Raw genomic sequence first — 24,127 nt, 5'->3', positions numbered from 1 at the left:
TCCGGCCGGCGACCGGGGCACAATCGCGGGATGCGAGCGCGAAGTGTCACCGGCCTGGTCGAGCTACTGGCAGCCGGTGAGCAGGTGGAATATCTCCTGTTCTGGGGGCATCGGCCGCCCCGGGAGGGGTCCGCCGGGCCGCATTACCTCAGCCAGTGGTGGCCCGCCGAGTTCACCGTCGACGGGCTCACCTTTCGCACCGCCGAGCACTACATGATGTGGCGCAAGGCAATACTTTTCGGGGATACCGCGAGCGCCGATCGAGTGCTGAACGCCGAACATCCTCGCGAGGTGAAATCGCTGGGCCGGCAGATCAGCGGATTCGATGACATTCTCTGGCAAGCGCATCGTTTCGAGATCGTCGTGGCCGGGAGTGCCGCCAAATTCGCACAGCACGAGGATCTTCGGCAATACCTGACGGACACCGGTGACCGAGTCCTCGTGGAAGCCAGCCCGGTGGACCGGATCTGGGGTATCGGACTCGCCGCCGACGATCCGCGCGCCGCGGAGCCCACTCGATGGGAGGGCCTCAATCTGCTCGGGTTCGCCCTGATGGAGGCCCGCGCGGCGCTTGCCCGGTAGCGCTACAACCAGCCCTCGGCGGTCGTGAGGAAGGTGTCGAGGTCGTCGTTGTGCACGACATGCCCGGTGCCCGGCGCCACCCGCACCTCGTATCCCTCGGTGCGGAGCCGCCCGGCCAGGGTGGGGTGGATCATCGGCTGATCGTCGGCCGCGACCACCAGCGACGGAACCGGCGGCGGGACCGGCCGATCGCCGGGGAAATCCGCCGCGGTGACGAGGGATTCCGGATCCCAGCGCGCCAGGGCCGCGTGCTTCTCGCGGACGGCTTCGGGCCGCCAGCGGAAATGGAAGGCGGCGAGTTCCTCGATCGTCCAGCCCTGCTGCGCGCGCAGGAACTCGCCGACCTCCGCGCCCGGCGGCACTCCCCAGGGCGGATCGACGTAGACGGCGCGATCCGGGCGGATCCGTTCCACCGCGGCGGCGAGTACCAGCCCGCCGAGGGAGTGACCGATCGCCAGTTCGGGCCGTCCCGGAACCGCCTCCGCCAGGGCGTCACCCAGGCTGCGCAGGGCGTAATCCCCACGGGGACTGCGGCCGTGGCCCGGGAGGTCCGGGGCGAGCACCCGGTACCCGCGGTCCGCGAGTACCGGGCCGAGGGCCCACCAGGATCCGGAATCGGTGGTCATGCCGTGGACGAGTACCGCGAGGCGGTCCCCCGCGCCCCATTCGCGAATGTGCAAATCCGTCATGCCACTCCCCACCTCTCGCTCCGCACACCGAAGGCCGCGTGCCGCAGCGTGATCGGCGGCAGCCGGCCCTCGATCCACCCTATCGGAGCGCCCGGGTGACCCGGAGCCCGCACAGCGGCGCCGGGTCCGGCAGGCCGCCCGTCGTCGGTGACACCAGGTATCGGCAGTCGTCCTGGCCGGCGGCGGTGATCGCGGCGTGGATCCGATCCCACTGCGCCGCATCGAGTGCCGGAGTGCGGGAGAGGACGAACCCGGACGCACCACTCGGATCGGTGACCAACGCCCAGACATAGTCCTCGCCCAGTGCCGTCACGATGTAGTTGATGGGCCCGTCCGGCCGCTCCTGCGTCGGCACCCCGGGGAAGCTGACATGGAACTGCGCCATGGTGTCCGGATCATTGAGCCGGGCCGTGCCGTCGATCGTGTTCGCCCCGCCGGACCACGTGGTGCACGTATTGCGCACGGCGACATCGTTGTCCGGCTTCAGCGCGTACTCGGCCCGGGTGTCCCGCGCGCAGACCAGATTGAAGTACTGCGGCACCGCCGCCAGTTGATACCAGGTGCCCAGGTAGCGATCCAGATCGAGGCGCGCCACCGGCGCGGGCCCGGGAGGCTGCGCCGACGCGGTCGCCGCGCCGCCGGCCAGGGTGGCGAAAACCGTTGCGGTCATCGCGGTTCGGAGTAACCGGCGGGCTCGGGCGGAGCCCGGGGTGATCGGGTCGGCATGCGCACGGTTCGGCCTCGTCATACCCCCACGATACCCACCAATCGATGCAGAATCGATGCATGGTGAGATCGGCCATACCGCGGGTGCGAAGCGGAGAAGGGACTCAGTCCTCGCCGTAGACGACGAGCCAGATGGCCCGGCCCAGCGATTCGGCGAGCACCCGGTCGTCGACCAGTGATTGTCCGGAGCAGGCCACCGAGATGGTCCGCTCCACCATGGAGGTCAGCACGATCGCCGTACCGGTGACATCGAACCCGTCGTCGATGTTGCCCGAACGCTGTTCGGCCGCAAGACGTTCGCACACGACGGTGCGGAACCGCCGCACCCGTCCGCTCCAGTATCGGCCGACGTCGCGATCGTAGGCGGAGACCTCGGTCAGCGCGTTCAGCAGCGCGCTGTGGCGACGGAAGCCGGCGATCATCTGGGTCATCGCGACGACCACGGTCTGCCGCGCCTCGGCGTGGTCGGCCCGCCACCAGTGCTCCGCGGCGGCGAACAGGTCGGCGGTGACGAGATCCGCCATCCGGATCAGCAGCCGGCTCTTGTCCGGGAAGTAGCGGTAGAAGGTCGAGCGGGCCATGTGCGAGGCGGTCGCGATGCGCTGGACGGCGAGTTCGGTGTACGGCGTGCCGTCGGCCATCAGCTCCTCGAGCGCGTGCAGCACCCGGGTCTCGAATTCGCTGCGGCGGTCGTCGTCCGGTTGCGGGCGGCGCTCCTTCGCGACGCGTGTCAGCGACGCCATGCGGTGCTTCCCGGCGCGGTCATGGGTTCCATTCTGCCCGTGCGCCGCAGGATATGCCGATTTCGGCCGATTGCCCCCGGACCGGCGTGAATCGGCCCTAACATAGTCGGACATAGTGTCCGAGACATAGTGACCGGGGGCTCTCGTGGGATCCGCGTCCGAGACGGTGGGATCGGTGCCCGAACACACCGACGTGATCGTGGTCGGCGCGCGGTGCGCCGGCTCCGCGACGGCGATCGAACTCGCCCGCGCCGGCCGGCGGGTGGTGGTGCTGGACGCCGCCGCGTTTCCGTCCGACACCCTGTCCACCCATCTGCTCTGGCCCGCCGGGGTCGTCGAACTGCGCGACCTCGGCGCACTCGAGCGCGTGCTCGGCTCCGGGGCGCCCCGGCTGACCACGGCCCTCGCCGCCGGGGCGGGATTCGAGATCCGGTCCCGGTTCCCCGACGTGACCGGCATCGACTACGCCCTGTGCGTGCGCCGTCCGGCGCTCGACGCCGCGCTGGTCGCCACCGCGCGGGCGGCGGGCGCCGAGGTGCGGGAACGATGCCGGGTGCACGAGCTGATCCGGCACGACGGCCGGATCGCCGGGGTGCGGTATCGCGATCACGACCGGGTCGAGCGAGAACTGCGCGCCCCCTTGGTGATCGGTGCCGACGGCCGGGCCAGCACGGTGGCGCGGCTGGTCGCGGCGGGCGACCCGCACCGCAGCGAGCCCAGCGGGCGCGACTGCTACTTCGCGTATTGGACGGACCCGCACGAGGATCGGCGGCAGATCGCCGCGCAGTGGCGGGAGGGTCCGTTGCTCGGGACGGCGTTCCCCTGCGACGACGGCCTGATGTTGTGCCTGGTGCAGCCGCCCGCCGGATACGCCGGGCGGGGGCCGGGCGCCGCCGAGGCCGCCTATCGTGCCGCCGTCGCCGGAATTCCGGCGCTGCACAACCGATTACGGGGCTGCGAGCGGGTCGGCCGGGTGCGCTCGGCCACCGGCCTGATCTCCTGGTTCCGCCGGTCCAGCGGGCCCGGCTGGGCACTGCCCGGCGACTCCGGGCATTTCAAGGATCCGGTCACCGCCCAGGGCATCCGGGACGCGCTGCGGTACGGTCGGCTGCTCGGCGCCGCGGCGGCCCCGGCACTGGACGACCCGGCCGCCCTCGACCGTGCGCTGCGCTCCTGGGCGTGGCGCCGGGAGCGGGAATGCGCCGCGATGTACCGCTGGACCAACCGCCTCGCCCGCGGAGAGGCCATGGGGCCGTTGGAGATCGAGCTGTACCGCGCGGCCGCCCGGGATCCGCGGCTGGCCGCCGCCACCCTCGAGGTGATGTCGCGCACCCGGGCGCCGTCACGGATCCTCGACCCGGCCCGGCTGGTCGTCCTGACCGCGCGGGCCTTCCGGAATTCCCGCGGCCGTCGCGGCGACCTGGTGTCCCAGGTCGCCGACGAGGTGCGCGGGATCGCCGAGGGCTGGCTGCAGCGCCCGGCACATCTCAGCACGGCGCAACAGTCGCCGAATCGGTAACTCTCCCAGGGAGATCCGCATGTATGAACACACTCGGGCCGCGGACCCGGCAGGTATCCGGCGTCGCACGGTGCTGCGAGGCGCCGCCCTGGCCGGGGTCTCGATCGCGGCCGCGGCGGCGGCCACCGGTCCCGCCGTCGCCACCCCACGGCGGCGCTCCCCGGCGCCGGCCGGCCGCGACGTCGCCGTCTTCGGCGGGGGCATGTCCGGCCTCTCGGCCGCCCACGAACTGATCGAACGCGGCTACGCCGTCACCGTCTACGAGCCCGCTTATCTCGGCGGCAAGGCGCGCAGCATGGGCGTGCCCGGCACCGGCCGGGGCGGGCGGCTGGACCTGCCCGGCGAGCACGGCTTCCGGTTCTTCCCCGGATGCTATCAGCACGTCCCGGACACCATGAGCCGAATCCCGTTCCGGGGCAACCCGAACGGTGTCCGCGACAACCTGATCCGGGTGGAGTCCGCGGTTGTCGGGTTCCGGAACCTGCCGCCGATCTTCGCGCCCGTCGGCCTGCGCGGAATCACCAGGCTCACACCGGAACTGGTGCAGTCCTCGATCGCCTCGGCGCTGTCGTTCATCCCCGGGCTGCCGCCGGCCGAACTGGCCTTCTTCGGCCGGCGGATGGCCCTGTGGTTCACCTGCTCCACCGAGCGGCGCTATGGGCAGCTGGAATACATCTCGTGGTGGGACATGCTCGCGGCGGACGGCAAATCGCCTGCCTATCAGGAGTATCTGGTGTCGGCGCTGACCCGGATCACGGTGGCCGCGAAGCCGCACCTGAGCTCGGCCCGCACGATCGGCACCATCGGCGAGGCGCTGGTCCTGGCGAGCACCGGCCTGTACCCGCAGTATCAGGGCGGCGCCGACCGGATCCTGAACGGTCCCACCAACGAGGTGTGGATCGATCCCTGGGCCGACTACCTGCGCTCGCGCGGCGTGCGCTTCGAGATGGGCACGCGCGCAACGGTTCTGAATCTCGACGATGGCCGGATCGCGGCCGTGACGGTGCGGGACGCCGCCGGTGCGGTGAGCCGGGTGACCGCCGACTGGTACATCTGCGCCATGCCGGTGGACCGCGTGGTGGACCTCCTGGACGACGCCATCCTGGCGGCCGATCCGCGGCTGGCGGGCATGCGCGACCTGATGACCGACTGGATGGTGGGCATCCAGTTCTATCTGAACCGCCCCACCGGGCTGCCCGAGGGGCACATCGCCGCCCTCGGCACCCCGTGGGCGCTCACCGCCCTGCGCCAGGCCCCCATGTGGCCGGTCGACTTCCCCGCCCGCTACGGCGACGGCACGGTCCTCGAATGCCTGAGTGTCGATGTGTCGGACTGGGATGCGCCAGGTATCCGGTTCGGCAAACCCGCCAGACTGTGCACCGCCGAGGAGGTCGCGCAGGAGACCTGGGCCCAGCTGCAAGCCTGGCTGAACACCACCACCGACTGGCTGCGGGACGAGGACCTCGCCACCTGGCACCTGGACCCGGGCGTCCACTGGTCCGGCGGCGTCACCCACAACGACACCCCGCTGCTGGTCAACACCGTCGGGTCGTACGACAACCGGCCCGACGCGCACTGCGCGATCCCCAACCTGTTCTTCGGCGGCGACCACGTCCGCACCTCCATCGATCTGGCGACCATGGAGGGCGCCAACGAATCCGGTCGCGCCGCCGCCAACGCCGTGATGGACGCCGCGAACGACCCCGGCCCGCGCGCGGCGATCTTCCCCCTGGTCGAGCCGGCCGAATTCGCCGCGCTGCGCCGTCTCGACGCCGACCGCTACCGAGCCGGCCTGCCCCACCTCCTGGATTAATAGGCGATCGGGTCCGCGGCTGACGAGTATCGCGATTCGGCTGTCGTCGCGGCACGGGCCGCCGCCCGGTCCGCGGGTCAGGGCCCGGCGACCGGCCAGCGCACCACGCCGCCCGGCGACAGTCGTTGTACCCTTGCGGCGCAATGGATCTCGACCGGCGCCGCGGTGCCGGGATCGGAGCGGACCTCCACCCGGGTGGTGTCGATGCGGATGGTCAGCCGATGGCCGCGATAGACGATCGGAAAGGTCAGTCCGCCCAGTTCGGGGGGCCACTGCGGATCGAGGACCAGGTGATCGTCCCGGATCTCCAGGCCGGAGAAGCACCGCTGGACCAGATCGATACTGCCGGCCATGGCGCCGAGGTGGATTCCCTCCTCGGTCGTGCCGCCCTGGATGTCGGCGATGTCGGCGTCGAGGACCTGCCGGAAGAATCGCATGGCGCGGCAACGGTCGGCGCGGGCCAGCACCCAGGCGTGCACGACCGCGCTGAGGGTGGAGCCGTGTGAGGTGCGGGCCAGGTAGTAGTCGATGGTGCGGGGAATCATCTCGCCGGGCAGGTCGTAGCCGAGGCGGCGCAGGATCTCCCGGACCTCGTCGGCCGACAGCAGATAGAACAGCATGAGGACGTCGGCCTGTTTACCGGCGCGGTAGCGGTTGATGTCGTCGCCCTCGGACTCGAGGATGCGATCCAGCCGCCGGATGTCCGGATAGGTCCTGCGGTAGTGGTCCCAATCCAGTTCGGCCAGTTGCTCGTACCCCGCGAACTGACTGAGGACGCCGTCATGGAACGGGATCGTCAGGCGGCGGCTCACCGTGTCCCACCGCTCCGGCTCGCCGGGCTCCACGCCGAGCGACTCGAGCAGGCGGTCCCGGACCCGGGGCGCCAGCAGGTTCAAGGCCCGTTCCGCGTGGCAGATCGTCCAGACGGCCATGATGTTGGTGTAGGTGTTGTCGTCGACCCCGTCCTGCGGAGCGTCGGGATAGCCGGAGTGGAATTCGTCGGGGCCGACCACGCCGGTCAGATGACAGCGACCGGTCTCCGGATCGAAAACGGCTGCGCTGGACCAGAATCGGGCGATGTCCACCAGCAGTTCGGCGCCGTATTCGGTGAGGAATTCGATATCGCCGGTCACCTGGTAGTACTGCCAGACGTTGTACGCGATCGTGCCGCCGATGTGGTGCGCGCGGTGACTGGGATCGGGCCGCCACCGTCCGGACAGCGGATTCAGATGCAGCGACTGGCTCTCCTCGCGCCCGTCGCTGCCGGACTGCCACGGGAACTGCGCCCCCTTGCGGCCCGCCGCGGCGGCCGCGCGCCGGGCCTCCGGCAACCGGCGGTGCCGATAGCGGAGCAACGCTCTGGTCAGCGCGGGAAAACGGGGGTTGAGGATCGGGAAGACGAACAGTTCGTCCCAGAAGATGTGTCCGCGGTAGGCCTCGCCGTGCAGCCCGCGAGCGGGTACCCCGGCGTCCAGATCGGCGGTGTGCGGCGACAGGGTCTGGGCCACGTGCAGCAGATGCAGGCGCATCACCCGCAGCGGGTGTTCGCGGTTGTCGAGTTCCAGGCACAGGCGGTCCCAGAGATGCGACCAGGCGAGGCTGTGGGCCGTGAGCAGTTCGGCGAATCCCGCCGCGTCGGCCAGCCGGCGGGCCGCGTCCTCGTCCGGCGCCGAGACGGCGTGGTCGCGCCCGGTGACCACGGCGGCCACCTTCTCCAGCGTGACCGAATCCCCCGATCCGAGGTCGAGCGCGAACAGGTGACCGGCCGCGTCCCCGCCGGTCGTGAATTCACCGCGGACAGTGGATGTCTCGCCCTCCCGCCGCACGATGTGCCGGGCGGCGACCGATACCGGGATCCGGGAAGTGCTGGTGCGCACCGATATCAGGACCGAGTCATCCGACAGCTCCCGCGCCGCGACCGTTTCCAGATGCCGATCCGACAATTCGCGGTATCGTGCCACCAGGGTGTTGCGCACCCCACCGTCGACGATGGTCCGGATCTCCAGCCGTCCGGCCCAATTCTCCGCGGTGACAGTCGTTTCCAGCGCGCACAGATGCGGCGAGTGCATCGCGGCGAAGCGCCGCTGGCAGACCGCGGTGACGCGGCCCGCGTCGTCCCGGAACCGGAACCGGCGGGTCAGCAGCGCCCGGCGCAGATCGAATTCCTGCCGGTAGGAGAGGATCTCGGCCTCGTCGAGGTCGAACCAGGCGCCCCCGTCGACGCGGAAGGTGACCGGCAGCCAGTTGGGCAGATTGACCAGGCTCTCGTTCTCGACGGTGTGCCCGCCGATCTCGTCGGCGAGCCGGTTGTAGATGCCCGCGACGTACATGCCGGGGTAATGATGTTCGCCCGCAACGGATTCCGGTGCGGCGCCGCGCACCGCCAGATATCCGTTGCCCACGGTGCACAACGTCTCGCGCAATCGCTCGCCGGGCGGATCGTAGCCGTCGTAGGTGAGCAGCCAGGAGGGCGGAGCCGCCGGCCCCTCGGACAGCGTCGCCACCGATCCGGAAGGCCGGCCGGGCACGTCGCAGGCGAACCGATCGCCGCCGCGCACCTCGACCTCCGCCAGATCTGCGACCACGACATCGGCGCCCGCGTCCCGCAATTCCCCCGGGTGCCCGCCGCGGTCGACGCCGATCACCAGGCCGAAACCGCCGGCCCGCCCGGCCCGCACCCCCGCCGTCGAATCCTCCACCACGACAGTGCGTTCCGCCGCGGCGCCGAGCCGGTGCGCCGCCTCCAGCAGTGTCGCCGGATCGGGTTTGCCCGGCAGCGCCGACTCCTCGGCGACCACGCCGTCGATCCGGACCGGGAACAACTCGCCGATTCCCGCCGCGCGCAACACCGCCGCGCAGTTGTGGCTCGCCGAGAACAGTCCGGTACCGAACCCGTCGGCCCGCAACCGCCGCACCACCTCCACCGTCGACTCGAACACCGGCACGCCCTCGCGTGCCATCCGGTCCAGGAACAGTTCGTTCTTGCGATCACCCAGCGCACGCACCTCGCCGCCGGTGACCGGGATCCCCCGCGCCGCGAGAAAATCCCGGATCGCCGCGTAGCGCGGCTTCCCGTCGATCCAGCGCCGGTAGTCGTCGGCGGTGAACGGGCTCGTGTCCGCGCCCGGCGACGGGTCGGTCCGGGTGAGGAACTCGGCGAAGAGTTCGGTCCACGCCGCGGCATGCAGCGCCGCGCTGTCGGTGACCACCCCGTCCATATCGAAGATCACCGCATCGTGTCGTCGCGCATCGATCGTCGCCGGTGCCATGTCCAGATCCATTGTTCCACCCGGGCACGGGTACGGACCGCCCCGAGATCACGATCGGGCGACACCCGTTCGGAACTTCGCCAGGTCCGGGCCCGATGTGGCGATCGGGGGCGAGCGGGTGGCCGGCGCGGCTTCTACCGTGGAGGATATGAACACCGTCCCTTCCGGAGAGATCATCGAGAAGGCGGTCCAACTGGCCGGTCGTGCCCCCTCGCTGCACAACAGTCAGCCGTGGCTGTGGGTCTTCGACGGCGCGACGCTGCAGTTGTTCGCGGTCCGCGAGCGGTCGCTGCCCAACACCGACAGCAGCGGGCGCCAGCTGATCATCGGGTGCGGTATCGCGCTGGGCCACCTGCGCGCCGCGCTGGCGGCGGCCGGCTGGCGGGCGGAGGCCGATCGGTTCCCGGACCCGAACCGCCACGATCATTTGGCGACGGTCCGATTCGCCGAGGCGCAGATCGTCACCGACGCCGACCGCGACCGCGCGGACGCGATCCGCCGCCGCCACACCGACCGGCTGCCCTTCGCCGCCCCGGCGAACTGGGACCGATTCGAGGTGGTGCTGCGGTCGATCATCGATCCCGCGTTCGCGATGATCAGCGTGCTGTCCGAGGACAGCCGCCCCGACCTGGCCCGCGCCTCCCGGCTCACCGCCGATCTGCGCCGCTACGATTCCGGGTATCAGGCCGAATTGCATTGGTGGACAGGGCATGTCGTCGGTTCGACCGGCATCCCGGCGAGCGCGCTGACCGCGGCCGCGGAGCAGGAGAAGGTTCCGGTGGGCCGCAGGATGCCGGCCCCGGCGGCAGCCGCGCGGCACACCGAGGAGACCGCCGACCATTCGGTGGTGGTCGCGCTGTCCACCGACACCGACGGCGTCGAGGATGTGCTGCGCTGCGGGGAGGCCCTGTCCACGGTGCTGCTGGAGAGCACCGTCGCCGGGTACGCGACCTGCCCGCTCACCCATCTCACCGAATACGATCGCAGCCGGGCGATCATCCGCGAATTGATCGGTGGCACAGCGCAACCGCAGGTGCTGGCCCGGATCGGCGCGGCGCCCGCGGATCGCGCGGCGCCCGAGCCCACGCCGCGGCTGCCGCTGTCGGAGATCCTGCGCCGGCAGTGAGGACCTTCGGCCGTATCGGGAGCCGGTCGCGACCCCTACCGTGAGGATCGCCCCTCCCGATGATTGGATCCGTCATGATCACGGTTTTCCTGGTGGACGACCATGAGATAGTCCGCCGCGGCCTCGTTGATCTGCTGTCCGGCGACCCGGAACTGACCGTCGTCGGCGAGGCTGGTGATGTGGCCGGAGCGCTGGCGCGGATTCCCGCGCTGCGGCCGGACGTCGCGGTCCTGGATGTGCGGCTGCCCGACGGCAACGGCATCGAACTGTGCCGCGAACTGCTGTCGAAACTCGACGATCTGCGCTGTCTCATCCTGACCTCGTTCACCGACGAGCAGGCCATGATGGACGCCATCCTGGCCGGCGCCGGCGGATACGTGGTCAAGGACATCAAGGGCATGGAACTGGCCTCGGCGATCAAGGCCGTCGGCAGCGGCCGCTCACTGCTCGACAACCGCGCCGCCGCCGCGCTGATGGACCGGCTGCGGCGCAGCACCCAGCCGGACGGCCCGCTGGCCGGCCTCACCGAACAGGAACGCAGACTGCTGGACCTGCTCGGCGACGGGCTGACCAACCGGCAGATCGCCGAGCGCATGTTCCTGGCCGAGAAGACGGTCAAGAACTACGTGTCCCGTCTGCTGGCGAAACTGGGCATGGAACGCCGAACCCAGGCCGCGGTCTACGCCTCCCGGCTGCGCACCGCCGACGGTGGCGTGCGCTGACCGATGCCGTCAGGGCAGTTTGATGGCCGACATATACATTTCGAGGACGGGCCGGTGGAGGTCGTCGCCGTCGAGCTGGGTGCCGAGTACCACGGAATCGGTGGTGGCGATGAGGATCCGGGCGAAGGTCAGCGGGGGGATCAGCAGGGTTCCGCCGATCCGGTCCAGCCCTTCGAGGATGAACGTTCCCAGTTCCTCGACGACCTCGGTGCGCTTGGCCGCCACGCGTTCGCGCGCGTCGGGGTTGCGCAGTAGGTAGAGGGTGAATTCGAGGCCGAGTGCGGCCTGCGCGCCGCCGTGGCCGCCGGCCAGCTCGCGCCACCGGCGGGCGACTTCGTCGAGTTCACGTGCTCCCACTTCGTGGGCCGCGGAGAGGATCTCGGTGAACGTCTCGAAGTAGCGGCGCCAATACCGGTCACTCACGGCGAGGAAGAGGTCTTCCTTGGTCGGGAAGTGCTTGTAGATGGCGCCTTTGGTGTAGCCGGCCGCGTGCGCGATGTCGTCGAGGCTGGCGGAGGTGAAGCCCTTCTCGGCGAACACTTCTTCGGCGGCGTCCAGGAGCAGGGTGCGCGTGTGCTCCAGGCGTCGCTCTCTCGTCCAGCGCTCGACCATACCAGCCAGTATGCCACAGGATCTGGAAAACCCTTCCGTCGTTCAGATACTGGGTAGTATCCTATCGGCGTCTGGGTATCAAAGCGCCGCTGAGCGGTGGTCCGGGAGGAGACAGTCGTGAGCGAACTGTCGGAGAAAATGGCAACGTCGGCGACCGAGCCGCGAATCACGGGGATTCCGCCCGCCGGGAACCCGTCGAAGATCGGTGCCGTGCGGGTGTGGGCGGTCCTCGGCGGCCTGATCCTGGCTTTCCAGCTGTACGTGTGGATCCGGTGGGTGACGGGGCCGTATTTCGTGCGAGTTCCCAAGGGCCCCAGCGATCCGCCGACGTTGATGAAGGTCATCCTCATCACGTGGACCACGGTGATCATCGCCGGTTTGCCGGTGGGGATCTATTACTTCATCGTCCGGCCGTGGCGGCGCGAGCGGCGGATCACCACCGACGGCATGCTGCTGGTGGCCTGCGGGCTGTTGTTCTTCCAGGACCCGCTGTTGAACTACTTCAACACCTGGAGCACATACAACACCTGGATGTGGAACCGCGGCTCCTGGGTGGCGCACATTCCCGGCTGGCGGTCGTACGCGGAGCCCGGGCACATGATGGCCGAGCCGATCCTGATGAACGCGCCGGGCTATTCCTACGGGGTGCTGTTGTGCACGATCCTCGGCTGCTGGGTCATGCGCCGCGCGAAGGCGAAATGGCCGAACATCAGCAACGCCGGGCTGATCGGCGTCCTGATCGTGTGGACGTTCATCTTCGACTTCGTCATCGAGGGCCTGTTCCTGATGCCGATGGGATTGTTCACCTATCCCGGCGCGATCAAATCGCTGTCGATCAACGCCGGGCACTATTACCAGTGGCCGGTCTACGAAGGGCTCATGTGGGGCGGGGTCCAGGCGGGGCTGTGCTCGCTGCGTTTCTTCACCGACGACCGCGGCCGGACCTTCGTCGAGCGCGGCCTCGAGCGCGTCCAGGGCGGGTTCGTGCGGCAGCAGTTCACCCGGTTCCTGGCGATCTTCGCGGCATGCGCCACCTTCTTCTTCGTCTGCTACAACCTGCCCGCCCAGTGGTTCGGCATGCACACCGAGTCCTGGCCCGCCGATATCCAGAAGCGTTCGTACTTCGACATGGGTGTCTGTGGTGAGGGCACCGATCGGCTGTGCCCGGATCCGGTCCTGCCGATCCCGGGCAGGGACTCCGGTTACGTCACGCCGGACGGCAAGTTCGTGCTGCCCGAGGGCGTCGAGTTGCCGAAAATCGTTCCCTTCGACAAAGGACACTGAGATGACCCTCACTGCATCCGCCGTGCCCACTCGGGTGGCGACACCGTTCTACCGGGCAGTCGGTGACGAGGTCGCGGTGTTCCGCGCGGCGGCCGGTCGTGGCCTGCCGGTCTTGCTGAAAGGCCCGACCGGCTGTGGGAAAACACGATTCGTGGAGACCATGGCGCACGAACTCGGCCGGGAACTGATCACCGTCGCCGGTCACGAGGACATGACCTCGGCCGATCTCGTCGGCCGGTTCCTGTTGCAGGGCGGGGAGACGGTCTGGGTGGACGGCCCGTTGACCCGGGCCGTGCGGCAGGGGGCGATCTTCTACCTGGACGAGGTGGTGGAGGCCCGCCAGGACACCACCGTGGTCATCCATCCGCTGGCCGATCATCGCCGGGAACTGCCGGTCGACCGGCTCGGCACGACCTTGTCGGCGGCACCCGGATTCCAGCTGGTGATCTCCTACAACCCCGGCTACCAGAGTGTCCTGAAAAGCTTGAAGGAGTCCACCCGCCAGCGATTCGTCGCCATCGAACTCGGCTTCCCGCCGGTCGACATCGAGACCGACGTGGTGGCCCACGAAGCCGGGGTCGACCCCGAGACCGCGCGCGCCCTGGTCATGCTCGGCAACGCCATCCGGCACTTGGAGGGCTCACCGCTGCGGGAAGTGGCGTCGACCCGGTTGCTGATCCTCGCCGGCGGACTCGTCGCCGAAGGGCTGGGTCTGCGTACTGCCGTGCAGTCGGCCGTCGTCCAGGCACTGTCCGACGATTCCGATGTCGTCCGCGCCCTCGGCGAGCTCGTCGACGCCGTCCTGCCGCGGACATGACCACCGATACGGACGGCCCCGCCCGGCTCCGGCTCCTGGCCACCTTCGTCGCCGGCGCGGCGGTGCAGATCAGCGAGGCGCCGGCCGGGACGGCCGCCCACACCGACGGACAGGTCATCTTCGTCTCGGCCGGCCGATCCGCCGCCGAGCAGCGGCGGGAAATGCTGGTCCAGGCCGCCCTGCTCGGCGCGGGGAGCCTGGACCATCGACTGGTGAAAGCGCTGTGGGCACGCCCGGCGGTGGCACGCCGCTACCTCGCGCTGGAAGGCGACCGGGTGCTCACCGAACTCGCCGCCCGGCTACCCCTCGCCGCCACGCTCGCCCCCAGCGGCGGCCCGGCCACCACGACCGCCGACGAGTCCCTCGAACGGGCCAGAAGCCGTGCCGCCGTACCTGATCCACCGGATTGGTACGGAACGGTCAAACCCTCTCGGTTGACCTCCGCGACCCATGGGCCGGGCACACCGGCCGGCCCGGCCGAACTGCGCCTGGAATTCGATCCGCTCGACGTGCCCGAGGCCGGCGACGACGGCGACCAGGAGAAGTCCGGTGAGAGCAAGATCCTGAAACTGTTCGAGAACCCGCTGTTCGGCTCCCGGGCTCTCTCGGACTACTTCCGCAAGATGATGGGCAGTTCACGCTCGGCCGGCGACGGCCCGGCCGGCGCCGAAACTCCCGTCCGTGCCGTCCGGCGGGCACAACTGCGCGGGGTGCACGCGCGGCCGTTGCCCACCCGCGTCCATTTCACCGACGACGGCAGGCCCGCGGTCGGCGTCGGCGGCGCACTGCACCCGGAATGGGATGTGCACCGCGGCCGATATCGGCCCGACTGGTGCCGGGTCATCGACTTCCCGCCGGCCACCACCGCCGATGTCACCGACGCGGGTGTCCCGCACGACGACGTACTGCGCCGGCGGCTGTCCCGCGTCGGCCTCGGCCCGAAAGTGCTGCGCGGCCGGGTCGACGGCGACGACCTCGACGTGGAGGCGCTGATCAATATGTTCGTCGATCTGCGCTCCGGCTTCTCACCACCGGAACACGTCTACCTGGAACGCCGCAAACTCGCGCGCAACCTCGGAGTCCTCATCCTGCTCGACGCTTCCGGCTCCGCCACCGACACCGATCCCGCCGGGCTCACCGTCCATGATCACCAACGGCGCGCCGCCGCCACCCTGGCGGTCACCCTCGAAGAACTCGGGGACCGCGTCGCCGTCTACGCCTTCCGGTCACAAGGCCGTCACCAGGTCCACCTTCTCGCGCTCAAGACATTCGACCAACGCTTCGGCGCGGTCGGGCGAGCCCGCCTCAACCAGTTGCAGCCCTTCGCCTACACCCGCCTGGGCGCCGGCGTCCGCGGAGCCGGTGAAATCCTGAAAACCCAAGCGGGCACGCCCAATCGGCTGCTGCTCGTCCTCTCCGACGGATTCCCCTACGACGACGGCTACGAAGGCCGCTACGCCGAAGCCGACGCCTGCAAAGCACTCGAGGAACTCCGCACCGACGGCGTCGCCTGCCTGTGCCTGTCCCTCGGCACCGGCACCGATGCCGAAGCCCTCCAACGGGTTTTCGGCTCCGCCGGGCACGCCGCGGCCGAGACCCTCGCGGACCTCAGCCCGCGCATGGACGAGCTGTTCCTGACATCCCTGCGACAACTCAGCGCCCCGAAACCCACGCCGGTCCACCGCTGACCCACCCGGTCCCCGTACCACATCGATTGCGGCGCACTGTGTCTCGGCTGCCCGGCCGCGACGCCACGCCATCGCCGACGATGCCGAACACGAAGGAAAACCGCATGTCCACCGCGCCGCAGTCGAGCGACTCGAACGGATCCCGCCCGGATACCGTCCTGGTGACCGGAGCGTTCGGCCTCGTCGGCGCCGCGACCGTGCGCCGGCTTCTGGATGAGGGATATCGGGTGGCCGCGACGGATCTCGACGTGCCCGCCAACCGGCGCGTCGCCCGAAAACTCGGCGACCCCCATCTGTCGGCCCATTGGGCCGACCTGACCGACCCGAACCAGGTCGACGACCTGATCTCCACGGTCGCCCCCACCGCGATCGTGCACCTCGCCGGGATCATTCCACCCCAGTGCTACCGCCACCCCGGTCTGTCCCGCGCGGTGAACGTCGACGCCACCGCGTCCCTGCTCCGCGCCGCCGGAAACCTCGCGGCCGCACCACGATTCGTGCAGGCGTCCAGCATCGCCGTCTACGGCCCCCGAAACCCTCACCGGCACAACGACATACTCACGCCCGATACCCCCATCCGGCCCGTCGACGTGTACGGAACGCACAAAGCCGAAGCCGAAGCGCTGGTCCGCGCGGCACCGCTGGAATGGGTCATCCTCCGCCTCGGCGGCGTGATGACCACCACCGGCGGCCTCGCCGTCAACACCGACATGCTCCACTTCCAGGCCGCGCTCCCGGCGGACGGCCGAATCCAGACCGTCGACGTCCGAGACGTCGCCACCGCGTTCGCCGCCGCCCTCACCACCCCGGCCGTCCGGGAAATCTTCCTCATCGCCGGAGACAGCTCACACCGGCAGCAACAGCACCAGGTCCGGGACTCCGTCGCCGCCGCGCTCGGGCTGATCGACGCCTTTCCACCGGCCAGACCCGGTAACCCCGACAACGACGAGGCCTGGTTCGCCACCGACTGGGTCGACACCGACCGCTCCCACCGGGTCCTCGCGTTCCAGCACCACTCCTGGCCGGACATGCTCGACGAGATCCGCGCCAAAGTCGGCCCCCTCCACCACCTCCTGCGCCCCGCAGCACCCCTCGCCCGGGTCTGGCTGAACTGGCTGTCCCCCTATCACGGAGACCACCGGACCTACGCCGATCCCTGGAACGCCATCCGGCCCCGGCTCGGCAACTCCCTGACCCAACCCGAACAGCACTGAACACCGCCGCGCGGGCCGGGTATCGGCCGAGGGCGTGATCAGCTTCCGGCCGGGGTGGCCTCACCGCCGGGCCCGTGCGTCCGCGGGACTTGTCCGTATGCATACCGAATACATATCGTGCGGAGTCCGTCGGCCGGGCGTCCCGCGCACGCGACGACGACTCGGCGGGCGGTCGTATAACAGGCCGCGCTGCGGTCACCCGGCAAACGACCGCCGAAACAATGGCTCCGAGAACATCGCCGCCGCGCCGGATCGCACCCCGTCCCAGGCGGAGAATTGCGGACGAGGCGCGGAAGAAACGTGCCCAGGGCAGGTATTTCCGCGGCGGAAACCATTCCGGCACAGCGATTCCCGTCCCGGGTCCCGATGCCGCCGATTCGGACCGGTAGGCGGCATTCGCCCGATTTCATGAAATGTCCAGTATGGTTTATACCCCGCTTCGCCGAGCGTGCAGCAATTTCGCAGTTAATATCGAGAAATGTGTAACGACCGGAGCTCGGGAGGTGTTTTATGTATTTGTGGGGGCGCATTCGCCATCGGTGTCCCCGCCGATTATTCGGAACAATGGGGAGAGGGGGTGAAGAAGATGATCCTCGGATTCCTCGGCACGTTGCTGGCGGCGCTGCTCGCCCTGATCGGGCTGTGAGCGCCGGGCGCCGGGGATTGTGAGCCCGGCCGGCGGCTGGTCAGCAAGCCACCGACCGGATGTGACCCTCACTGAGCCATCCCGAGAGTCCTGCTCATGATAGACCCGGCCGACCGCCCGCCGCGAAAGATCCGCGGCGGGCGGTCTCGTGCGGTATCCGAACCGATCAGGAATCGAGAAGCGCCGCACGGGCGGCCGGAATTAGCGTTCCTGTCATGAACAACATCACCGCTCACGCCGGTATCGACGCCATCGTCCTGGAGGTGTCCGATCCCGAGGCCGCCACCGCCTTCTACGACGCCGCCTTCGGCCTCGGCGACCGTCTCCGCGTCCGGGCCACCGAGGCGCCGACCACCGGTTTCCGCGGCTTCGTGCTGTCCCTCGTGGTAGCGCAGCCGAGCACCGTCGACAACCTCGTCGGCACCGCCGTCGCCACCGGCGCGACGATCGTCAAGCCCGCGAAGAAGAGCTTCTGGGGATACGGCGGCGTCCTGCGGGCCCCGGACGGAACCCTGTGGAAGATCGCCACTTCCGCGAAGAAGGACACCGCGCCGGCCAACCGGGACATCGACAGTTTCGTGCTCCTGCTCGGCGTCGACAATGTGAAGCACACCAAGCAGTTCTACGTCGACCGCGGCCTGGCCGTGGCCAAGAGTTTCGGCAGTAAATACGTCGAATTCGACACCCCGTCCGAGTCGATCAAACTCGCCTTGTACGGCCGGCGCGCCGCCGCCAAGGACGCCGGTGTCGCACCGGAGGGCACCGGTTCGCACCGGATCGCCGTCGCCGGCAGCCTGGGAGTATTCGCCGACCCGGACGGGTTCGAATGGGAGTCCACCACCGCCTGAGGCGGTTGATCCGATCCGGCGACCGGCGTTTACTGGAGAGGCAGCAAGATCGTCGGGCTTTCACCGGAGGGATCGACAGATTCGAGGATAGTCATGAGCGTTATCATCGGCCTCATCATCCTGATCATCGCCGCGGTCGTGGGCGTAGCCGGGGTTCTCACCAATCTCGGTGACTCGCACGCGATACGGGATGATTTCAGTATCTTCGGTTATCACGTCACCGGATCGACCGGACTGCTTTTTCTGTACGGCATCATCGTCGGCGCGGTCGCACTCGCCGGCCTGAGCCTGCTCCTCGCCGGCGCCCGCGGGGCCGCCCGCCGCGAGCGGATGGCCCGGATGGAACTGGACCGGTCCCGCCGCGTCCCGTACACCGCGGGCGGCGACTACGTCGTGACCAGCGCGGACCAACCGCTGGTCAGCCCCCGCGCCGACGTCGCGGACGTACCCCATCACGGCAAGCGGCATCGGTGGGGGCGAGGCGGCACGGGACCGCATCCGGCCTGATCCGGGCCGAACCCCGACGGCCGGCGGTCGCGCCCGGCCGGAATCGGATCGCTCAGTGCAGGGCCCGGCGCAGGGCGGTGTCGGCGTCGGCGGCCATCCGGCGGGTGACCGCGGCGTCGCGGGCCAGCGTGCAGCCGTGGAACGTGCCCGGGTAGAGATGCAGTTCGACGCTCACACCCGCGGCCGGCAGCCGCTGCGCGTACCGCAGTCCCTCGTCGCGCAGCGGATCGAATTCGCAGATCGCGACGAAGGCGGGCGGCAGGCCGGTCAGATCCGCCGCGCGAGCGGGCGTTGTGCCGGCAACTGCCGGGCCGGCGCTCGCGCCTGCGGTACGTCGCCGAGGTCGGGCCGGGGAAGCCGGTCGGCCCAGGGGCGAGTTCGGGGTCGAAGGCATAGCTCATGGGGGGCGAAGGACGGCCCGCGCGCCTACCTCGGCACGACGGTCCCCCCGAACTTCTTCCTCGTCTACGGCCCCGACATGAATCCGTACGGCGGGCTCGGCGTGGTCAACCATCAGGAGATGGCGACCCGCTTCCTGCTCACCTGTATCGCGGAACTGGTACGCGGGCAACACCGTACGGTCGCTACTACACCAACGAACACGGCCGCTCCGCGGTGAACTGCCCGTTCCCCGGCAACGAGATGTGGCACCGGCTGCGCACCCCGGACTTCAGCGAGGTGATCCTCGGCTGACCGTGGCGTCCGCCCGTTCGGCCGACCGCGGCCCGTCCTCGCCGGCGGGCCGGTGCTCGGACTGCAGGGCGTTGCCCTCGATGTCGAAATCCGGCACGACCTTGTCGAACCACTTGGAGTGGGCCCACATTCGATCACCGAGCAGGCTCATGACCGCCGGGATCAGGGTGAGCCGGACGACGAAGGCGTCGAGGAACACCCCGACGGCCAGCGACAGCCCGATCGACTTGATGATCGGATCGCCCGCGGCGAGGAAGGCGATGAACACGCCGAACATGATCAGCGCCGCGGCGGTCACCACCCGTGCCGACAGCCCGACACCGCTGCGGACGGCGGCCTGGGCGTCACCGGAGCGCCCGTACTCCTCCTTGATCCGGGAGACGACGAAAACCTCGTAGTCGCTGGACAATCCGAACACGATGCCCAGCACGATGATCGGCAGGAAGCTGATCGTCTCCCCCGGCGTGATCCCGAGCAGCCCGGCGCCCCAACCCCATTGGAACACCGCCACCTGGATGCCGATGGCGGCGAACACCGACAGCAGGAAGCCGACGATCGAGGTCAGCGGTACCAGCGCCGCGCGGAAGGCGATCGTGAGCAGGATGAACGCGAGCCCGACGACGACCACCAGGAACACGGGCAGCGCCGAGCCGAGTTTGTCGGAGGTGTCGATATTGGACGCCGTGGTGCCGGTCACCTGAACGGTCGCACCGGTCCCGGCCGTGACGGCGTCCCGATCGTCGCGGATCCGCCGCACCAGATCCGCGGTGGCCGGATCGTTCGGGCCCGTCGTGGGAACCACCTGGAGCAACGCGGTGCCGTCCCGGACCGGGCCCGGCGCGGCCACCAGGACACCCGCCTCGCGCTGCAACCTCGCCGCGATCGCCGGCACCGCCGTCGCGGGATCGGCGTTCGCGGGCAGTTCGGCCACCACCAGCAGCGGCCCGTTGAAGCCGGGACCCAGATGGGCGGCGGTCAGGTCGTAGGCGCGGCGCGAGGTGTTGGATTCCGGCTGGGACGCGCCGCTGGGCAGCCCGAGATGGATGCCGAGCGTGGGCAGCCCCGCCACGATCAGCGCGGCGGCCCCGGCGATCAGCAGCGGGAGCCGGAAGCGGACCACGACACGCGCCCAGCGCGCGCCGAGGGTCCGTTCCGGGGCGAACGCGGCGGTCCGGGCGACCCGACGCGCCCGCCCGGGCAGCAGCGGCGTGCGGATGAACTTCGCGACCGTGCCGCCCGCGAAACCCAGCAGCGCGGGCAGCAGCGTCACCGCGATGAGCAGCGCGACCAGCACCGCCCCCGCCGCCGCCAGACCCATGTAGGTCAGGAACGGGATCCCGACCACCGCCAGCCCGCACAGCGCGATGATCACCGTGACCGCCGCGAACACCACCGCGCCACCGGAGGTCCCCACCGCGAGCGCGGCCGATTCGGCCAGCGGCACATGCCGCAGCACGTTCGTGCGGTATCGGTTCAGAATGAACAGCGCGTAGTCGATCCCGCACGACAACCCGAGCATGAGGGCCAGCGACAACGCCGCCGACGGCATGTGCACCACGGCGGCCGCCGCGTAGATCCCGAGCGCGCCGATCCCGACCCCGATGCACGCGGTGACGATCGGCAGCCCCGCCGCCACCACGGCCCCGAACGTGATCAGCAGGATCACGAATGCCGCGACGACGCCGATGATCTCCGGAACCTCCGGCACCTTCACCTGATACCCCGGGTACGCACTGCCGGAATACTCCACCCGCGCACCGGCGTCCTCGGCCGGTCGCATCGCCGCGCGCAACGCGTCCAGCGCCGATTCGCCCACCTCACCGGACGGATCGGACCACTGCACCGTGCCCAGGCCGACCTGCCCGTCGGGAGACACCTGCCGGGTCTGTTGCGGACCCAGCGCCGCGACCACATCCGGCACCGAATGCAACCCTGCCATCGCCGCGTCGATCCCGGCGGCGAGCGCGGGATCGGAGATCTTCGCACCGGCACCGGCACCGGCCGCGAACACGATCTGGGTCTGCGCCCCGCCGTATTCCGGCATCGTCTGCCGCAGGTGCTCGACCGCGCGCTGGGATTCCGTTCCCGGAATCGTGAAATCGTCGGTGGGCCGCCCCCCGGCGGTGAGCCCGGCAACGGCAACCCCCGCCAGAATCAGCAACCAGATGCCCGACACCAACCACCGGCGCCGGAAGGCGAACGCGCCGATAGCGTACAGATAACGCGACATCACGTGCCCTCCTGAGAAGTACGAGCCCGAATCCGCGGCTTCCACTGTGCACTGCCCCACGCCGCGCCGGACTACGCGCCGCCTTCCCGGCTCCGTGATGTGACATTCCGCGCACGAACTGGTTATCGCCCCGCCCGATTGACGACGGCAGAGCCGGGTAGCCGGCCCAGGTGCCCGAATCCCCCGTAGCGGTCCTCGATATCGACGGGACGCTCATCGACTCCAACTACCAGCACGCCCTCGCCTGGTACCGCGCCCTGCGCTCGGTCGACGAGATCCACCCGGTATGGCGCCTGCACCGCCTCATCGGCATGGGTGGCGATCAACTGGTCACCGAGATCGGCGGCGCGGACCTGGAACGCCGGGCCGGCGACCGCGCCCGCGAGCGCCAGGGCGAGGAGGTGGACGCCCTCCTGGCGGAGATGTCGCCGCTACCCGGCGCCCGAGACCTGCTCACCGCCGTCAAGAAGCGCGGTCACCGCCTGGTCCTGGCCAGCTCCGCACAGCAACGCCACGTCGACGCCTTCCTCGACAAACTCGACGCCCGCGACCTCGTCGACGCCTGGACCTCCAGCGCCGACGTCGAGAATTCCAAACCCGCACCCGACCTGCTCGAGACCGCCCTGAAGAAACTCGGCGTCCCCGCCGACACCCCGAGCGTGGTGGTCGGCGACTCGGTCTGGGACATCGAAGCGGCGAAACGCGCGGGCATGCCCGCGATCGCCGTCCGCTCCGGCGGCTTCGGCGACGACGAACTCCGCCACGCCGGCGCCATCGCCCTCTACGACACCCCCGGCGACCTCGCCCGCTCCCTGGACGAAACCCCGCTCGCCTGAGTACTGGATTCGATCATCACCGGCTGTCAGCGCGGGACCCGCGTCTACTCCGTCGGCGGCCCGCCCGGCGGTGAATATCTCAACACCCTGACGGCGAAACGCAAGGGCCTCAACATCCAGTTCGGCGGCGGTCCCCTGCCGGCGCACTGGGACGACGCGTTCGAGGCCGTCTGTTCCGGCCGGCTGGACGTCACCCCGATGCTCGGCCGCACGGTCGGACTCGACGAGGTACCCGCGGCGCCGGACGCCGCCCGCGACGCCGCCGGCCCCGCGCGCATCGTCGTCGTCCCCTGAATTCCGCTGAGGAGCAACCGTGTCCGAGATCGAAGAACTGCGCGCGGCGGTCGCCGCGCTGACCGACCGCGTGCGAGAACTGGAGGACCACCGCGAGATCGGCGCCCTGGTCGCCCGCTACGGTCCCGCCGTGGATAGTGGCTCGGGCGACGCCGCCGCCGAATTGTGAACGGAGGACGGCCTTTTCGCCGCGGTCCCGCAGCTCACCTTGCGCGGCCGCGCGGAGATCCGCGCGATGGTGCACGGCGCCGGCCATCAGAGCCTGATCCACATCGAGGGCGAACTCGCCGCGCTCGGCCCGACCGGCTACCGGCCGCTGCGAGTACGAGACACCCTCTTCTGACCCCAGTGCGGCGTGCGCGGGATCAGCCGATGATGGGATTGCCCCACCCGTCGAGGCATGCGCTGATGATTGCCACTATGCCGATGTAGCAGGGGATAACTCCGAACCCGACCAGGAATCGAATTGTTGTGGCGTTCCGCCCTCGGCGGCGCATGCGTATGGTGCTGATGGTCGCGGTCGCTGCCCAGATTGCCAGCGCGAGGATTGCTCCCACAGGGATGGCCCAGAAGTACAGCACTCCCACCAGCGCAAGCACACAGAGGACGAGCATGGCGAGCCCGGCCAGGGCGCCCGCAATCAGGTGCCAGCAGTACCGCAACCAGGTCCCGGCCGCTGTTGCGATGCCGCTGTATGCACCCGCCTCATCCAGCGGCGCTCGTTCGCCGAGTCCTTGCTCAGCTCTTGTCATTCGGGGGCTGGGGTGCGGGTTCATCACTGCTCCTGGGTATGATCGACGGCGAGAAATCGGTCCACGTCGTCGCTGTTCTCGTCACAGGATTCGAGCAGGCGCTCGTTGAGTACCGGGATCGGGTGGTCCAGCCAACCGGGCCGTTCGCCGTCAACGGGCAGTAGTTCGTGTCGTTCGACGAATTGCTCGGCGAGGTGTCGGACCGATTCACGCAATACGCTGACGACTACTCCCTCGGCCAAGCTGGTCAGCTCCTGCAACAGGGCGCGAGTCCGGTCGAGTTGATCGGTCTCAGCGCTGCCGGCCTGGATGCGGGGCCACAGCGTTCGCTCGAATGTGGCACCGAAATCGGCTGCGATTCGATCGGTATGCGCACGCAGCCGGACGATCGGGACTGCTGCAGGTATAGGTGACAACCGAGTTGGCTTGCCTTCGGGCGGGCTGGAAGGATGTCGCTGTGGCCAAGCCTTACCCCCGCGAGTTCCGGGACGATGTCGTCCGGGTGGCCCGCAACCGT

The 24,127-nt window shown here is 69.7% G+C and carries 22 protein-coding genes and 1 pseudogene; 14 read left to right on the top strand and 9 right to left on the bottom strand.

The genetic code is table 11. From position 1 onward, the window contains the following. Positions 1-30: 30 nt before the first annotated feature. Positions 31-582 (top strand): NADAR family protein, encoded by a 552-nt coding sequence (locus tag NRB56_RS16585; RefSeq protein ID WP_153343200.1) that lies wholly within the window; start codon positions 31-33, stop codon positions 580-582. 2 nt (positions 583-584) lie between these two features. Here the strand turns inward: NRB56_RS16585 and NRB56_RS16580 are convergent, their stop codons facing one another. The 3 genes from NRB56_RS16580 to NRB56_RS16570 form a co-directional block, all read right to left on the bottom strand. Then, positions 585-1,271, bottom strand: a complete 687-nt coding sequence (locus tag NRB56_RS16580; protein WP_153343198.1) for an alpha/beta fold hydrolase — start codon at positions 1,269-1,271, stop codon at positions 585-587. Positions 1,272-1,350: 79 nt separating this feature from the next. Beyond that, on the bottom strand, positions 1,351-1,941 hold the full coding sequence (locus tag NRB56_RS16575; protein WP_153343729.1) for a lipocalin family protein: 591 nt from the start codon (positions 1,939-1,941) through the stop codon (positions 1,351-1,353). A gap of 160 nt (positions 1,942-2,101) precedes the next feature. Beyond that, positions 2,102-2,740: a TetR/AcrR family transcriptional regulator gene (locus NRB56_RS16570; protein WP_153343196.1), complete on the bottom strand. Its 639-nt coding sequence runs from the start codon at positions 2,738-2,740 to the stop codon at positions 2,102-2,104. Positions 2,741-2,915: 175 nt separating this feature from the next. Between NRB56_RS16570 and NRB56_RS16565 the strand changes: the two genes are divergently transcribed. Both NRB56_RS16565 and NRB56_RS16560 read left to right on the top strand, forming a co-directional pair. Then, positions 2,916-4,259: an NAD(P)/FAD-dependent oxidoreductase gene (locus NRB56_RS16565; RefSeq protein ID WP_319943088.1), complete on the top strand. Its 1,344-nt coding sequence runs from the start codon at positions 2,916-2,918 to the stop codon at positions 4,257-4,259. A 19-nt stretch (positions 4,260-4,278) separates the two neighbouring features. Then, entirely contained in the window at positions 4,279-6,072 is a 1,794-nt protein-coding gene (locus NRB56_RS16560) for a hydroxysqualene dehydroxylase (protein ID WP_153343193.1), read from the top strand. 77 nt (positions 6,073-6,149) lie between these two features. Here the strand turns inward: NRB56_RS16560 and NRB56_RS16555 are convergent, their stop codons facing one another. Further along, positions 6,150-9,341 (bottom strand): HAD-IA family hydrolase, encoded by a 3,192-nt coding sequence (locus NRB56_RS16555; protein ID WP_153343727.1) that lies wholly within the window; start codon positions 9,339-9,341, stop codon positions 6,150-6,152. A gap of 148 nt (positions 9,342-9,489) precedes the next feature. Between NRB56_RS16555 and NRB56_RS16550 the strand changes: the two genes are divergently transcribed. After that, positions 9,490-10,467, top strand: a complete 978-nt coding sequence (locus NRB56_RS16550) for an Acg family FMN-binding oxidoreductase (RefSeq protein ID WP_153343191.1) — start codon at positions 9,490-9,492, stop codon at positions 10,465-10,467. 74 nt (positions 10,468-10,541) lie between these two features. Continuing rightward, positions 10,542-11,189, top strand: coding sequence for a response regulator (locus tag NRB56_RS16545; RefSeq protein WP_153343189.1), 648 nt, complete (start codon positions 10,542-10,544; stop codon positions 11,187-11,189). A 9-nt stretch (positions 11,190-11,198) separates the two neighbouring features. Here the strand turns inward: NRB56_RS16545 and NRB56_RS16540 are convergent, their stop codons facing one another. After that, complete coding sequence (locus NRB56_RS16540) at positions 11,199-11,801, bottom strand: TetR/AcrR family transcriptional regulator (protein ID WP_153343187.1); 603 nt, start codon at positions 11,799-11,801, stop codon at positions 11,199-11,201. Between the two features lie 117 nt (positions 11,802-11,918). Here NRB56_RS16540 and NRB56_RS16535 point away from each other — a divergent pair, with 117 nt between their 5' ends. The 7 genes from NRB56_RS16535 to NRB56_RS38375 all read left to right on the top strand — a co-directional run bounded on the left by NRB56_RS16535 (position 11,919) and on the right by NRB56_RS38375 (position 18,805). Continuing rightward, entirely contained in the window at positions 11,919-13,085 is a 1,167-nt protein-coding gene (locus NRB56_RS16535; protein WP_406603488.1) for a spirocyclase AveC family protein, read from the top strand. A 1-nt stretch (position 13,086) separates the two neighbouring features. Beyond that, the gene (locus NRB56_RS16530; RefSeq protein WP_153343185.1) at positions 13,087-13,902 is read left to right on the top strand and encodes a CbbQ/NirQ/NorQ/GpvN family protein; all 816 of its coding nucleotides are present in this window, start codon (positions 13,087-13,089) and stop codon (positions 13,900-13,902) included. Further along, the gene (locus tag NRB56_RS16525; protein ID WP_153343183.1) at positions 13,899-15,590 is read left to right on the top strand and encodes a nitric oxide reductase activation protein NorD; all 1,692 of its coding nucleotides are present in this window, start codon (positions 13,899-13,901) and stop codon (positions 15,588-15,590) included. Before NRB56_RS16530 ends, NRB56_RS16525 begins: the two co-directional genes overlap by 4 nt. A gap of 104 nt (positions 15,591-15,694) precedes the next feature. Beyond that, the gene (locus NRB56_RS16520; RefSeq protein WP_153343181.1) at positions 15,695-16,804 is read left to right on the top strand and encodes an NAD-dependent epimerase/dehydratase family protein; all 1,110 of its coding nucleotides are present in this window, start codon (positions 15,695-15,697) and stop codon (positions 16,802-16,804) included. Positions 16,805-17,282: 478 nt separating this feature from the next. Continuing rightward, positions 17,283-17,450 (top strand): hypothetical protein, encoded by a 168-nt coding sequence (locus NRB56_RS16515; RefSeq protein ID WP_153343179.1) that lies wholly within the window; start codon positions 17,283-17,285, stop codon positions 17,448-17,450. Positions 17,451-17,665: 215 nt separating this feature from the next. Next, on the top strand, positions 17,666-18,298 hold the full coding sequence (locus NRB56_RS16510; protein WP_153343177.1) for a VOC family protein: 633 nt from the start codon (positions 17,666-17,668) through the stop codon (positions 18,296-18,298). A 93-nt stretch (positions 18,299-18,391) separates the two neighbouring features. After that, positions 18,392-18,805 (top strand): hypothetical protein, encoded by a 414-nt coding sequence (locus NRB56_RS38375; RefSeq protein WP_194290885.1) that lies wholly within the window; start codon positions 18,392-18,394, stop codon positions 18,803-18,805. A gap of 52 nt (positions 18,806-18,857) precedes the next feature. Here the strand turns inward: NRB56_RS38375 and NRB56_RS16500 are convergent. Both NRB56_RS16500 and NRB56_RS16495 read right to left on the bottom strand, forming a co-directional pair. Further along, a pseudogene (locus NRB56_RS16500) lies at positions 18,858-19,088 on the bottom strand (alpha/beta hydrolase fold domain-containing protein); the annotation flags it as partial. 387 nt (positions 19,089-19,475) lie between these two features. After that, positions 19,476-21,728 carry an MMPL family transporter gene (locus NRB56_RS16495; RefSeq protein WP_153343173.1) on the bottom strand — a complete coding sequence of 751 codons (2,253 nt, stop codon included), beginning with the start codon at positions 21,726-21,728 and terminating at the stop codon, positions 19,476-19,478. A 170-nt stretch (positions 21,729-21,898) separates the two neighbouring features. On the opposite strand from NRB56_RS16495, the gene NRB56_RS16490 reads away from it, so the two are divergent. Next, complete coding sequence (locus tag NRB56_RS16490; protein ID WP_319943087.1) at positions 21,899-22,564, top strand: HAD family hydrolase; 666 nt, start codon at positions 21,899-21,901, stop codon at positions 22,562-22,564. 313 nt (positions 22,565-22,877) lie between these two features. Then, the gene (locus NRB56_RS40150) at positions 22,878-23,027 is read left to right on the top strand and encodes a nuclear transport factor 2 family protein (RefSeq protein WP_194290884.1); all 150 of its coding nucleotides are present in this window, start codon (positions 22,878-22,880) and stop codon (positions 23,025-23,027) included. 196 nt (positions 23,028-23,223) lie between these two features. Here the strand turns inward: NRB56_RS40150 and NRB56_RS16475 are convergent, their stop codons facing one another. Both NRB56_RS16475 and NRB56_RS38365 read right to left on the bottom strand, forming a co-directional pair. Further along, positions 23,224-23,634 carry a hypothetical protein gene (locus NRB56_RS16475; protein ID WP_153343171.1) on the bottom strand — a complete coding sequence of 137 codons (411 nt, stop codon included), beginning with the start codon at positions 23,632-23,634 and terminating at the stop codon, positions 23,224-23,226. Further along, the gene (locus tag NRB56_RS38365; RefSeq protein ID WP_194290883.1) at positions 23,634-23,852 is read right to left on the bottom strand and encodes a hypothetical protein; all 219 of its coding nucleotides are present in this window, start codon (positions 23,850-23,852) and stop codon (positions 23,634-23,636) included. Before NRB56_RS38365 ends, NRB56_RS16475 begins: the two co-directional genes overlap by 1 nt. Positions 23,853-24,127: the final 275 nt, after the last annotated feature.

Source organism: Nocardia aurantia, assembly GCF_009604425.1.
In the GTDB taxonomy this organism is placed as follows: Bacteria; Actinomycetota; Actinomycetes; order Mycobacteriales; family Mycobacteriaceae; genus Nocardia; species Nocardia aurantia.
Note: the sequence above shows the minus strand (reverse complement) of the source record. Positions and strands in the feature narration are given on the sequence as shown.